Origin of the sequence: Micromonospora echinofusca, assembly GCF_900091445.1 — a bacterium.
Lineage (GTDB): Bacteria > Actinomycetota > Actinomycetes > Mycobacteriales > Micromonosporaceae > Micromonospora > Micromonospora echinofusca.
The window spans coordinates 5,089,908-5,102,820 of the sequence record NZ_LT607733.1 but is presented as its reverse complement, the minus strand read 5'-3'; the positions used below and the strand labels follow the sequence as shown (position 1 = coordinate 5,102,820).

At 72.5% G+C, this 12,913-nt stretch carries 12 protein-coding genes; 7 read left to right on the top strand and 5 right to left on the bottom strand.

Features of this window, described 5'->3' with window-relative positions:
* Nucleotides 1-3 precede the first annotated feature (3 nt).
* Nucleotides 4-636, top strand: a complete 633-nt coding sequence (locus GA0070610_RS21555; RefSeq protein WP_089001726.1) for a heme oxygenase-like domain-containing protein — start codon at nt 4-6, stop codon at nt 634-636.
* Nucleotides 637-661: 25 nt separating this feature from the next.
* On the opposite strand, the gene GA0070610_RS21550 is transcribed toward GA0070610_RS21555, so the two are convergent.
* From GA0070610_RS21550 to GA0070610_RS21540, 3 genes are read right to left on the bottom strand one after another with little or no spacing between them, the layout of a single operon-like run.
* On the bottom strand, nt 662-1,147 hold the full coding sequence (locus GA0070610_RS21550; protein ID WP_089001725.1) for a pyridoxamine 5'-phosphate oxidase family protein: 486 nt from the start codon (nt 1,145-1,147) through the stop codon (nt 662-664).
* A gap of 3 nt (nt 1,148-1,150) precedes the next feature.
* Nucleotides 1,151-1,648, bottom strand: a complete 498-nt coding sequence (locus GA0070610_RS21545; protein ID WP_089001724.1) for a YbaK/EbsC family protein — start codon at nt 1,646-1,648, stop codon at nt 1,151-1,153.
* A complete protein-coding gene (locus GA0070610_RS21540) occupies nt 1,645-2,508 on the bottom strand; it encodes a 3-hydroxybutyryl-CoA dehydrogenase (protein ID WP_089001723.1) in 864 nt (287 codons plus the stop codon). Before GA0070610_RS21540 ends, GA0070610_RS21545 begins: the two co-directional genes overlap by 4 nt.
* 237 nt (nt 2,509-2,745) lie before the next feature.
* Between GA0070610_RS21540 and GA0070610_RS21535 the strand changes: the two genes are divergently transcribed.
* Nucleotides 2,746-3,978, top strand: a complete 1,233-nt coding sequence (locus GA0070610_RS21535) for a cytochrome P450 family protein (protein WP_089001722.1) — start codon at nt 2,746-2,748, stop codon at nt 3,976-3,978.
* A gap of 205 nt (nt 3,979-4,183) precedes the next feature.
* On the opposite strand, the gene GA0070610_RS21525 is transcribed toward GA0070610_RS21535, so the two are convergent.
* Nucleotides 4,184-4,963: an AfsR/SARP family transcriptional regulator gene (locus GA0070610_RS21525; protein WP_089001720.1), complete on the bottom strand. Its 780-nt coding sequence runs from the start codon at nt 4,961-4,963 to the stop codon at nt 4,184-4,186.
* A 524-nt stretch (nt 4,964-5,487) separates the two neighbouring features.
* On the opposite strand from GA0070610_RS21525, the gene GA0070610_RS30660 reads away from it, so the two are divergent.
* The 4 genes from GA0070610_RS30660 to idi are packed head-to-tail and all read left to right on the top strand — an operon-like array spanning nt 5,488 to nt 9,973.
* On the top strand, nt 5,488-5,712 hold the full coding sequence (locus GA0070610_RS30660; protein ID WP_144082350.1) for a hypothetical protein: 225 nt from the start codon (nt 5,488-5,490) through the stop codon (nt 5,710-5,712).
* A gap of 56 nt (nt 5,713-5,768) precedes the next feature.
* Complete coding sequence (locus GA0070610_RS21520; protein ID WP_172896571.1) at nt 5,769-6,560, top strand: thioesterase II family protein; 792 nt, start codon at nt 5,769-5,771, stop codon at nt 6,558-6,560.
* Nucleotides 6,561-6,604: 44 nt separating this feature from the next.
* A complete protein-coding gene (locus GA0070610_RS21515) occupies nt 6,605-9,331 on the top strand; it encodes a helix-turn-helix transcriptional regulator (protein WP_089001718.1) in 2,727 nt (908 codons plus the stop codon).
* 51 nt (nt 9,332-9,382) lie between these two features.
* Entirely contained in the window at nt 9,383-9,973 is a 591-nt protein-coding gene (gene idi, locus GA0070610_RS21510; RefSeq protein ID WP_197697759.1) for an isopentenyl-diphosphate Delta-isomerase, read from the top strand.
* Nucleotides 9,974-10,078: 105 nt separating this feature from the next.
* Here the strand turns inward: idi and GA0070610_RS21505 are convergent, their stop codons facing one another.
* Nucleotides 10,079-11,161, bottom strand: a complete 1,083-nt coding sequence (locus tag GA0070610_RS21505; RefSeq protein WP_231925760.1) for a sensor histidine kinase — start codon at nt 11,159-11,161, stop codon at nt 10,079-10,081.
* Nucleotides 11,162-11,871: 710 nt separating this feature from the next.
* Here GA0070610_RS21505 and GA0070610_RS21500 point away from each other — a divergent pair.
* The gene (locus GA0070610_RS21500; protein ID WP_331716474.1) at nt 11,872-12,912 is read left to right on the top strand and encodes a 3-oxoacyl-ACP synthase III family protein; all 1,041 of its coding nucleotides are present in this window, start codon (nt 11,872-11,874) and stop codon (nt 12,910-12,912) included.
* Nucleotide 12,913 lies beyond the last annotated feature (1 nt).

Below are 12,913 nucleotides of genomic sequence, written 5' to 3'. Positions count from 1 at the left end.
CCCGTGGACGAACACGTGGCAGAGCTGGTGGCGCAGGGCCGACGGTCGCTGGAGATGGCGCCCAACCGGTTCCTGGAGCAGCTGGAACGCGGCGAGGTGCCGGTGGACCGGCTGGCCGCCCTGGCCGGCGAGCTGCACCACCTGGTGTCCAGCGACCGGAGTAGTTTCGCGTTCCTGGCGGCCCGCTTCCCTGAGCCGCTGTTCCTGGCCATGGCCGGCGCGGAGGAGGAGGCGCTGGGGCTACTGCCGGACTTCGCCGCCGCCGTGGGAGTGGGGGAGAAGGAGCTGCGGGCGTACGAGCCGCAGCCGCTGGCCCAGGCGTACCCCTCCTTCATCGTCCGGACCGCCGTGTTCGGGCCGCGCTCGGCGATCCCGCTGGCCCTGCTGGTCAACGTCGAGGAATCGGGCGGCTTCTACGCCCGGGTGGCCGACGCCCTCCAGTCGCGGTACGGGTTCTCCGACGTGGCGGTCGCCCACTTCCGCTACTTCGCCGAGACGCCGGCCGAAGTGCTGGAGCAGGCGGCCGGCGTGGTGTCGGCGGGCCTGGCGGCGGGCGACGACCCGGTGGAGGCCCTGCGCGTGGCGCGGATGGTGCACGCCTACGAGGCGGTGTTCTGGGCGACGATGACCGGGTGAGGCCGGGACCGGGGTGGACCCGCCCTCAGGGCAGGTCCACCTCGATCCGGCGGTCGATCCGGTCCTCGATCCAGGTGCTGGTGTCGACGAGCCACACGCGGTCCACCGTGACCTGGTAGATGCGGTGCTCGGCCGGCGGCAGCAGGGCAGACACCGGCAGCGTGTACTCCGCCCTGCTCGCCTCGTCGGGCAGCAGGGCGTCGTAGAAGGTGGCGTGGTGGGTGCGCACCTCGTCGGGGGTCAGCTCCCGGCAGGTGCCGGTGAACTGGGCGCCGTCGACCTCGGTGAGCGCGCCGCCGGTGACGAAGAGCGCCCCGCTCACCCTCGGCCGGGCCGCCACGTGCCGGCTGTGCCGCGACTGCGTGGCGGAGCCGAACAGGAAGCGCAGCGGGTCGGGCAGCCACGCGTACTGGAGCACGGACGTCCACGGCCGGCGGTCGGCGGACATCGTGGACAGGGACAGGTACTTCGCGTCGGCGAGGACGCGGTGCAGCCGGTCGGCGAGGTCCATGGTTCAGCCCACCTCCGCGAGGGACGTCCCGGCGATGTACGCGATCCTCGGCCCGGCCAGGCGTACGTAGTCCCGCGTGTCCAGGGCGATCGACATGTCGAGCCGGGCGGCGTTGAAGTAGATCTCGGGCTCGTCGAGCAGCCGGGGATCCACCACGAGTTCCAGGTCGTCGCGGAAGCTGAACGGAATGATCGTGCCGCTGACGCAGCCGGACAGCTCCTCCGCCGTCTCCCTGGTCGCGAACGACACGTACGTGCCGTCCCACATCTGCCGTACGGCGTCGAGCGCGACCAGCCGGTCGCCGGGGACGACGGCCAGCACGAAGCGGTTCACCTTCTTGCCGAGCTTGACCCGGGCGACGATGCACTTCGCCGCCTGGCACAGCGGGTGGCCGCGCAGCCGGCTGGCCGGCGATGTGACGCCCTGCGGCTCGTGCGGGATGAGCCGGAACCGCGCGTCGTGCGACTCCAGCAGGCCGGTCAGCCGCTGGTAGGTGTTCATCGCCCGTACTCGTAGAAGCCCCGCCCGGACTTCTTGCCGAGCAGACCGCCGGCCACCATGCGGGCGAGCAGCGGCGGCGGCGAGTAGAGCGGCTCCCGGAACTCCTTGTACAGCGACTCGCCGGCCGCGGCCACGATGTCGAGCCCGATCAGGTCGATGAGGCGCAGCGGGCCCATGGGGTGCGCGCAGCCGAGCGTCATCGCCTTGTCGATGTCGGCGACCGACGCCATGCCGGACTCCACCATCCGGACGGCGGAGATCAGGTACGGGATCAGCAGCGCGTTCACCACGAAGCCCGCCCGGTCCTGGGCGCGGACGACCTGCTTGCCGAGCACGTCGGTGACGAAGGCGTCCACCGTGTCGACCGTCCGCGGGTCGGTGCGGACCGAGCCGACGACCTCCACGAGCGCGAGCACCGGCGCGGGGTTGAAGAAGTGGATGCCCACCACCTTCTCGGGCCTGCTGGTGACGCCACCGAGCTGCACGATCGGGAAGGACGACGTACACGAGCCGAGGATCGCCTCCTCGTCCTCGACGACCTTGTCGAGCGTGGCGAACACGTCGAGCTTGATCGACTCCTGCTCCGACGCCGCCTCGATCACCAACTGACGGTCGGCGAAGTCGGTCAGATCGGCGGTGAAGGCCACCCGGGCCAGTGCCGCGTCCCGATCCGCCTCGCTCAGCTTGCCCCGGCCCACGGCGCGGTCCAGCGACGCGGTCAGCCGCGCCCGACCCGGCGCGACGGAGGCCGGTCGTGACACCGCGACGAGCACGTCCAACCCGGCCCTCGCGCACGTCTCGGCGATCCCGGCGCCCATGACCCCGCACCCGACGACGCCGATCCGGCGAATCCTGTCCATGCTTCTGCCTCCGCACACGCGTTAACAAATGGGTTTCCGCGGATTTCGGTGAGTAGGGCGGGATCGCCGCTCCTGACAAGTGTCGTGGAAGGACGATAGGCTGGGCCGCTGGTCCGACGCAATGATCCGCGCCTTTGTCCAGTCGAATTCGTGGCGGGCGCGAGAGGGTCGTTACCCGGCAGTTCCCGATCGACAGTTACCTTTTTTTGCGTTAACTCATCAGCTAGGAGGCGCACTATGGTCGACTTCAGCGCTGCCCCCACCACCCAGATCGACAGCCGCGGCGGCAAGTGCCTGTACGCGCAGATCGACGAGTTCCGCGCCGCCGGCCCCGCGGTGGCCGTCGAGTTGCCGGAAGGCATGTTGGCCTGGTCGATCACCCGCGGCGACGTGGTCCGGCGCCTGCTGACCCACCCCGGGGTCTCCCGCAACGTCACGAAGAACGTGCCCAGCTACACCCCCGGCGAGATCAAGTGGCTGTCGCCGTGGGTGGACGTCGAGTCCATGTCCACGGCGGAGGGTCGCGAACACCAGCGCCTACGGCAGCTCGTGGCGCCGGCGTTGACACCGAAGCGGATCGACGCGATGCGCCCGCACGTGGAGCTCGTCGCCGAGCGGCTGCTCGACGACCTGGCCACGCGCCCGCCGGACGAGCCGGTCGACCTGCACACCATCTACTCGCAGCAGTTGCCGACCAGGGTGATCTGCGACCTCTTCGGGGTGCCGGACGATCTGCGGTCCGAGGTGCTGCGCATCCTGCGCGTGGTGCTGAACACCGACAACGTGCCGGAGGAGGAGTCGGCCGCCGTCTACGTCGACATGAACGTCGCCATGCGTACGCTGATCGACCTGAAGCGCCGCGAGCCCTCCGACGACCTGACGAGCTTCCTGATGGCGGCCCGGGTGGAGGGCGAGGAGCCGCTCAGCGAGCAGGAGCTGGTCGACATGCTGCTGCTGCTCATCGGCGGCGGCAGCCAGACGACCGTGACGCTGATCGACCACACGGTCCGCGAGCTGCTCGCCCACCCGGACCAGCTGGCCACCCTGCTCGCCGACCCGGCCCGCTGGCCGGACGCGATCGAGGAGGCGCTGCGGGCGCACTGCCCGGTGGCGGCGCTGCCGATGCGCTGGGCGAAGGAGGACATCGACCTCGGCGAGGGGACCGTCATCCGGGCGGGCGACGCCATCCTCATCAGCTACCTGGCGCACGGGCGCGACCCGGCCGTCCACGAGAACCCGGGGGTGTTCGACATCGACCGGGAGAACAAGGAGCACCTCGCGTTCGGGGCGGGCCCGCACTTCTGCCCCGGTGCCCGCCTGGCGCGACTGGAGGCGGCCGTCGCGGTGCCGGCGCTGTTCGCGCGCTTCCCGAACCTCGCGCTGGCCGTGCCACCGGACGAGATCGAGCCGCTGCGCTCGTTCATGGCGAACGACGTGGCGTCGCTGCCGGTGCTGCTGCGACACAGCTAGGCGACCATCGCGCCGCCCCGGCCCGGGGACCCGGGCCGGGGCGGTGGCGTGGGCACGGTCAGGCGCGGCAGCACACGACGGTCGACGGACCGCCGGGGACTGCCGCGCCTGACCGTGCCCGGCTGCCGCCGCGGCGGCGCGGGGGAGAGGGCCGGGTCGACGCGTCCGGTGGCGGAGGCGGCCACGGCCCTCACGTGGGTGTCGCTCACCCCACCAACGCCGGTACCTGGATCTTGGTGTCGTGTTCGAGGATGCGGTGTTGGAGTTCTTGGAGGCTGCGGCCGGGTTCGAGGCCGAGGCCGTCGATGAGTGCTTCGCGGGTGCGGCGGTAGACGCGTAGGGCGTCGACCTGGCGTCCGCTGCGGTAGAGGGCGAGCATGAATTGGTGGCAGAGGCGTTCGCGTAGCGGTTCGGTGGCGGTGAGGATTTCGAGTTCCGGGGTGATTTCGCGGTGTCGGCCGCAGGCGAGTTCGGCTTCGAGTCGGTCTTCGATGGCGGAGAGTCGTTCGTCTTCGATGGCGGTGATTTCTGACCAGGTGATGCCGGTTTCGACGAGGTCGGCGAGGGCGCGTCCGCGCCAGAGGGCGAGTCCTTGGTGTAGGAGGTCGGCGGCGTGGTGGGGGTTGTTGGTTGCGGTGGCGTGGCGTCCTTCGCGGACGAGTCGGCGGAAGCGGTAGAGGTCGATGGTTTCGGTGTTGAGGCGGAGTTGGTAGCCGGGTGCGTGGGTGTGGAGGGTGGCGGTGGTGGTGGGGTCGGTGTTGGTGGTGAGGGTGCGGCGGATGGCGGAGACGGCGTTTTGGATCATTTTGCGGGCGGTGGGGGGTGGGTTGCCGTCCCAGATGGCGTGGAGGAGTTGGCTGGTGGCGACGACTTTGTTGGCGTTGAGCAGGAGGTAGGCGAGGATGGCGCGTTGGCGGATTCCGCCGAGTTCGAGTGGGGTGTTGTCGTTGGTGATTTCGGTGCTGCCGAGTACGGAGAATTGCATGGTTCCTCCGGGTGGGTGGCGGCGTGTTGGTGGGTTTGGAGTTTCCCATTGGTGGTCATTGGTGGGGCACCCCTAGGGCACCCCGCAGGAGGTGGTGGGGGTTGGTGGTGGTCATTGGTGCGGAAGTGCGCTGGTGCTGGTCAGGTGTCGTGGGCCGGCGGTGGGGCATGAGGCCGTCATACCGGCCAGGTGACCTGCGCACCACGGGGCGGGGAACGGCGCCCTGCGAATCCCTGACGTTGTTCCTGGTCCGGGCGGGAGCGCGATTCATCCGGGCTGCCGCGCCCCACGTGCCGCCGGGAGCACCCGGTGTCGGGCCGATGTTTCCCGGGGCCGTCCGGCCAGGGAAAACCGCGTCGTCGAAACACCCGTGACGCTGTTCTGGCAGTTCGGAGTATTGACAAGACTCGCTGAGCCTGCCGTGCGGCGTGGGTATGAGCGTTTCACGATTGCGCTGTGATGAACCTGCACCGAGACGGTGAGTGCAGACCTTGTTGAAACACGCACCCATCGAGGAGGTTTAAGTGGCGTTCCTCACCAACGAGGCCGTTGCAGCGCGAGAGAGGACCTCCTCCATGTCGGTCAATGCAGTCGAGATTCTGAACGCCTTCTTCTTCGACGGTGCCGACGCTCCGGCGGACGGCGACGTGCGGATCGACGTCGTGGACAGCTGGACCACCAGCGACCTGGCGGCTGTCCGGCCCACCACCATCAGCTGGAGCGAGGCGCGGGTGGACGCGGTCCGCTGACCGCTCCGGGCGCAACCGGCACTGACGAGCACGAGCGGATTCGCGGGGTGGACGAGATGACAGACACCGAGCTGTGGGTACGACGGTTCCACCCCGCCGACGAGGCGGCGACCAGGCTGCTCTGCCTGCCGCACGCCGGCGGCTCGGCGAGCTACTTCCTCGCGGCGGCCAAGGCGCTCGCCCCCGAGGTCGACGTGCTGGCCGTCCAGTACCCCGGCCGCCAGGACCGCTGGCGGGAGCCGGGCCTCACCTCGGTCCACGAGATCGCGGACCAGCTGGTGGCGGCGCTGCCGCCCCTGCTCGACCGGCCGGTCACCATCTTCGGCCACAGCCTCGGCGCGACGATCGGGTTCGAGGTCGCGCGGCGGCTGGGCCTGCAGGGCGTCGTTCCGACCGCCCTGTTCGCCTCCGGCCGGCGGGCGCCGCACCGGCGCAAGGTCGAGCGGGTCCACCTGCGCGACGACGCCGGCCTGATCGCCGAGGTGCGCGCGCTGTCGGGCACCGACGACGCGCTGCTCGACGACGAGGACGTGGTGCGGATGGTGCTGCCTGCCATCCGTTCCGACTACACGGCCGCCGAGACCTACGAGTACCGGCCCGGACCACGCCTGGACTGCCCGATCGTCGCCCTCGTCGGCGACTGCGACCCCCGGGTCACGGTCGACGAGGCGCAGGCGTGGCAGGAACACACCGGCGGCGGGTTCGAGCTGGTCGTGCATCCCGGCGGTCACTTCTACCTCAACGACAAGATGCCCGACGTGCTGCGCCGGATCCGGACGCACACCCGGGCGCTCAACCCGGCGCCGCCCGGCGGCGCCGCTTTCGCCCACGCCGTACAACCGGGGTGAGTCGCCGGCCGACCGAGCCTCAGGAGTGTCCGGAGGTGTCCCACATGGCACTGATCGAGAGAGAACACCTGCTGTCCGACCTCGCCGAGACGTACGCGACGGCCGCCGCCGGTCAGGGCCGGGTGGCGCTGGTCGACGGGGGTGTCGCCAGCGGGAAGACCAGGCTGGTGAACGCCGCCGCCGAGGTGGCCGCCGGCGACGGCGCGCTCGTGCTGACGGCCGCCTGCTCGGTCGCCGAGAGCGGCATCCGCCTCGGCGTCGTCGGGCAGCTGTTCCACAGCCTGCGGGCCCAGACCGCCACGGCCGACCACCTGCCGCTGCTCCGGCGAGACGACGCCCCCTCGGGTGAGTCGGACACCCCCGCCCTGCGGCACGGTGAGGCGCAACTGCTCGAAGACGTCTGTCAGGCCCTCCTGGACGTCGCCGCCGACCGGACGCTGGTGGTCGTCGTCGACGACGTGCAGTTCGCGGACCCCCTGTCGCTGCAGGCGCTGCTGTACCTGCAACGGCGGATCCGCTTCGCGCGGATGCTGCTCGTGGTCAGCGGATGTGTCGGCGCGCGGCCCGAGGCCGCCGCGTTCCGGGCGGAGCTCACACGGCAACCCCACTGCCGTCACCTGCGACTGCTGCCGCTGTCGCGCGACGGGGTGGGACGCCTGCTCGCCGAGCGGATCCGGCCGGAGGCCGCCCGGCAGCTCGCCGCGTCCGCGCACCTCATCAGCGGCGGCAACCCGATGCTCGTCCACGCGCTGGCCGACGACTCGCTCGCCGGGGGCGCCGTGGACGCCGCGCCGACGGTCGGCGAGTCGTTCGTGCAGGCCGCGCTCGCGTGCCTGCACCGCAGCGATCCCCGGTTGCTCGACGTCGCCCGGGTCCTCGCGATCGTCGGTCCGTCCGTGTCCGTCGGGCTCGTCGCCGGGCTGGTTGGCCTGAGCGCGGCAGCCGTACGGCAGGTGCTCGGCGCGCTCGCCGAGGCGGGCCTCACCCAGGGACACGTCTACCACCACCCGGCGGTGCGCGCCGCCGTCCTCGAGGACTGCCCGCAACAGACCCAGTCGGCGCTGCGGTCGCGCGCCGCGCGGCTGCTGCACGAGGACGGCGCGTCCGCCGCCGAGGTGGCCGCGCACCTGGTGGGCATCGGTGAGCCGGCCGAGGCATGGGCCGCGCCGGTGCTGGTCACGGCCGCGGGGGAGGCCGTCGCCGCCGGCGCCGTGCGGTACGCGGTGGACTGCCTGGACCTGGCGCTGCGGTCCACCCGGGACGGGCGCGTGCGGGCCGTCGCGGAGGCGGCCCTCGTGCGGGCGTACTGGCGCGCCGACCCCGAGGCGGTCCCGCGTCACCTGTCGTCGCTGCTGGAGGCGGGTCGCGCCGGCCTGCTCGACGAGGCCGACACGTTGCTGCTCGCCCGGTCGCTCGCCTGGCACGGCAGGCACGTCGACGCCGAGGAGGCGCTCGGTGGCCTGGGCGACCTCGCCGCGCACCCGGACCCCGACCTCGGCGCCGACTACCTCGCCACCCGGCGGTGGCTGCGATACTGCCGTCCGCACGGCGGCGACCCCGTCGGATCCCCCGGCGACGACCGGGGCAGCCCGGTCGACCGCGCCGAGGAGGTGCTGCAACGCGCCCGCGCGGGCGACTCCCTCCTCGTGTCGGTGTGGGATGCGCTGCGGGTGCTGGTCCACGCCGACCACCTCGACCGCGCCGCCGACTGGTGCGAGAAGCTGGCCGAGGAGGCCGAGGCGTACGAGATCACGAGCTGGCGGGCCGTCCTGTCGGACGTGCGGGCCGCCATCGCCCTGTGCCGGGGCGACCTGGGCGTCGCCGAGCGGCACGCGCGCGACGCGCTGGCCACGATGCCGCCCGCGGCCTGGGGCGTCGCCGTCGGCTCGCCGCTCGCGCACCTGGTGCTCGCCCGCACGATGACCGGGCAGCTGCCGCTGGCGGAGACGGCCCTGCGCGAGTCGACACCGGCCGCGATGCGACAGAGCCTGTTCTGGCCGCAGTACCTGCGGGCCCGGGGCGTCTACTACGACGCCGTGGACCGGCGGCACGCCGCGCTCGCGGACTTCCAGACCACCGGTCAGCTCGCCGTGACCTGGGGCGTCGACGACCCCTGCGCGCTGCCGTGGCGGGTCGACCTCGCCCGGCTGCACGTGCGGATGGGCCGGCCGGACCGGGCCCGCAAGCTGGTCACCGAGCACCTCGCGCTGCCGGGTGGGGACGCCCCGCGCGCCAAGGGCATGGGGCTGCGGGCACTGGCGGCGGCGTACGCGCCGAAGCAACGCCAGGTGATGCTGCGCGAGGCGATGGACCTGCTGCACGCCAGCGGGGACCGGCACGAACTCGCGCACGTCTTCGCGGACCTCAGCCAGACCGGGCACGCGCTCGGCGAGTTCGGGCGCGCCAAGATGATGAGCGCCCACGCCCTCCAACTCGCCGAGGGCTGCCACGCCGAGCTGCTGCGGCGCAAGCTCAGGCCGGCCCACGACACCCTCGACCCTCCGGTGGCCGGCGCCAAGGAGGGGCTCGCCACCCTGACCGACGCCGAGCGCCGCGTCGTGAACCTGGCCGCCCGTGGGCACACCAACCGGGAGATCGGCGACAGGCTGTTCATCACCGTCAGCACGGTCGAGCAGCACCTGACGCGGGCCTACCGGAAGCTGAAGATCAGCACGCGTACGGAGTTGGTGCACATCGATCCACCGAAGGGTGCGCGCGGCAGGCGACGTCGGCGTGACGTCGCGCCGGCGGAACCGGCTGGGGAACCGTGATCGCGGTCGCCTCCGCGCAGGCGAGCTGAATCCCGTACGGGAAGGGACCCGATGACCATGCCGCAGGTCGTGCTACTCGACGAACAGGGGCAGCCCGTGGGCGCCACCGAGGGCGCGACGGTGCACCACTCGCGTACGCCTCTGCACCTGGCCTTCTCCTGTTACGTCTTCACCAGCGACGCGAAGCTGCTCCTGACGCTGCGCGGCGACCGGACGCGGACCTGGCCGGGGATCTGGACGAACTCCTGCTACGGGCATCCCGCGCCGGGGGAACCGGTGTCCGCGGCCGTGACGCGCACCGTCCGCGCCGAACTCGGCCTGACGGCGTCCGTGCCCGAGCTGGTGCTGCCCGCGTTTCGCTACCGCGCGGTCATGGACAACGGGGTGGCGGAGAATGCCGTCGCGCCGGTGTTCCGGGTGGTGACCGACGAGCGTCCCACCCCGGACCCGGCCGCCATCGCCGACTTCGAGTGGGCCGACTGGGCGGACTTCGTCTACGCGGTGAACACGGGGGACATCTCCCTGTCGCCGTGGTGCCGCCTCCAGGTCGCCGAGCTCGTCACGTTGGGCGAGGATCCGACGCGCTGGCCCACGGCCGACGAGTGCCTCCTGCCCGGCGGGCCCCTGCCGGCGACCCGCTGACCACGCAGCACCGTGTCCACCGACGGGTGGGGCGCGGTGCTGCGTCGCGTCCGGCGACCACGCGCCGACGGGGCGGGCGACCCGCCGCCGGCGTACGCCGTCCGGTCACCGCTTCGCGCGGACGGTGGCCTCCACGGTGAACGTCCCGTCCTCCCGCCAGGTACGCAGCGCGCCGCCCGCGTCCCGCAGCCGGTCGGCGAGTCCCGGCAGCACGGCGTCGTCGGCGTCCGCGGGGCCGGCGCCGTCGCTGACGACCGTCAACCGTGCTCCGTCCGCCTCGCGGGCCACCTCGATCGTGCACCACCGTGCCTCGCCGTCGCGCAGCACATGGGCGCCCGCGTCGCGCAGCACGGACATCAGCGGCCCGGTGAGCGCGGGCGGCAGGTCCTTCCTCGGCTGGGTCACGGTGCACCGCACGTCGGCGGCCCGCAGCACCCGGGCCACCGCGAGCACCTGCTCGTGCAGGTCGACACCGCGGTAGCCGTGCACGGCCTCCCGCATCCGGGCCAGCGCGGCCGCCGCGAGCGCCCGGATCTCGGCGACCTCCTTCTTCGTCTGCTCCCCGTCGACCGTGGCCAGCCGCGACGCCAGCTCGGCCTTGAAGGCGATCGCCGCCAGGTGGTTGCCGAGCAGGTCGTAGACGTCGCGGGCGAACCGTAGCCGCTCCTCGGTCGCGGCCAGGCGGGCCAGCGCGTCGCGTCCCTCCCAGGCCTGCCCGAGGAACGTCCAGAACCACAGGTGCAGCACGTTCCACATCGCCACCGACAGCCCGAGCACCACCGTGACGGTCACCGCGTCGCGCACGGGGCCGCCGAGCCACCAGACCGTCGCCGCGGACACCAGGACCGTGGCGGCCATGGGGGTCACCGCGTACCGGGCCGGCAGCAGCAGCGGCGCGACCCCGACGAGCGCGGCGCCCACGAAGGACCACGCCAGACCCGGGGTGTCGCCCGCCGGCCCGACGAGCGGCACGGACAGTGCCGCGGCCAGCGCGGGAACGGCGAGCGTCCAGCCGTTGGTCGTCGGAGCCGTTCCCGGGGTGACCGTCCGGTACAGCGCGCCGGCCAGCGCCACGGCCAGGAGGAGGCAGCCGGTGGTGCCGAGCGCGAGCCACCGCCCGTCGGGGCTGCGGAGCAGCTGCAGGACCGTGAGTGCCAGGCACGCGGCAACCCCGCTCGCGGCGCTCACCAACGTGCACAGCCTCGCCTGACGCATGCCCGGGGTCGACGGGGGGCGCGCCGGCAGGGCGGCGCACCGCGTCAGGTCGGCGGGCTGCTCCCCGGTCACCGTCAACGCAGGAACTCCCGGCGCACGTGGCCCGGGGCGGCTCGCCCCGGTGCGCCCACCACAGTCGGACGCACCGAGGCCGCCCGCGGCTGGGTGGGCGTGGACGTCATCATGCTCTCGTCCGACACGGAAGGGATCGTATCCGTCACTTTGGGTCGGGGCATCTGCTGATCCGCCCGTGGCGTCGCGGCCGGCCGGCGGCCCTCCCCGGAGCCAGCCGAGGGGCGGCTCCCTTCGGCGGTGTGCGCTGTCATCGGATGCTCTCCGTCCGGTCGTGGTCCTGCCCGACGGGGAATGGCGCCGACGTCGGCCGGCCCGCCCGTGCTGGGGCGCCGCACGGGCCGCGGGGCCCCGCCACGCGATCGGTCGTCCCGCCAGCATGGCGGTGGTCATCGGCACGTCCCACCCGCGCGGTGTCATGTCCGGCCCGGGAGGAACTGCACGGGTGAACCGTGTGCCGAAGGGCCGGGAAATTGCGCGTTCCATCGCCGCGAAATTGTTTCCGCCATCGTCCGGTAATTTGCCCGACGGCCGCTGTGGGGCGGTGGCGTTCGTGATTGCGGTCGATGCTTCCGCTCGGCTAATTTGCAGGCAAGGAACGCCTTTTCTCTGTGGAGGCTGTTGTGTCCTCATCCGTCGGAATTCTGGGCACCGGATCCTGGGTGCCCACGCGAGCATTGTCGAACGAGGAAATCGCACGTCGCGTAACGGGTGCGAGCCCGGAATGGATCGTGCGTAAGACCGCCATTCGTTCGCGCCGGTTCGCGGCGGCGGAGGAGGCCACCTCGGACCTCGCCGTGCACGCCGCGACCCGCGCGCTGCGGGACGCGGGCCTCGGCGTCGACCGCGTCGACTACCTCATCGTGTCCACGTCGACCCCGGACCAGCCCCAGCCGCCGACAGCCTGCCTGGTGCAGGAACGTCTCGGCGCGTACGGGGCCGCCTGCTTCGACGTCAACGCCGTGTGCGCGGGATTCGTGCACGCCCTGGTGCTGGCGCGGTCGCTGGTGGCCGACCGGCCGGGCACCCACGCGTTGGTGGTCGGCGCCGACGTCTACTCACGCATCCTGGACTTCGAGGACCGGCGCACGGCCGTGCTGCTGGGCGACGGCGCCGGCGCGGCCGTCGTGGGGGCGGTGCCCGCGGGGCGCGGCGTCATCGAGTACGAGATGGCCAGCCGGGGCGACGCCGGTGACCTGATCCGGGTGTCGGCGGGCGGCAGCAGGCTGCCGGCGTCGGCGGCGACGCTCGCCGAGGGCGGCCACTTCTTCCGGATGCAGGGCCGGGGAGTCACGGAACTGGTCCTCCAGGAGGTCCCGCCGTTCGTGGACAAGCTGCTGGCCAGGGCGGGCGTCGACCCGGCCGACATCGCCCACGTCGTGCCCCACCAGCCCAACGGCATGCTGCTGGACGAACTGGTACGCGCGTGCGGGCTGACCGCCGCGCAGACCCACCGCACGGTGGAGGAGTACGCGAACACCGGCAGCGCCTCGGTGCCGCTCACCCTCGACCACGCCAACCGGGCCGGACGGCTCTCCGACGGCGACCTCGTCCTCCTGCTGGCGTTCGGCGGCGGCATGTCGTTCGGGGCCTGCCTGCTGCGGTGGAGCGGGGCGGCCTCCACGCCAATCGCGTCGACTCAGGACGGATGAT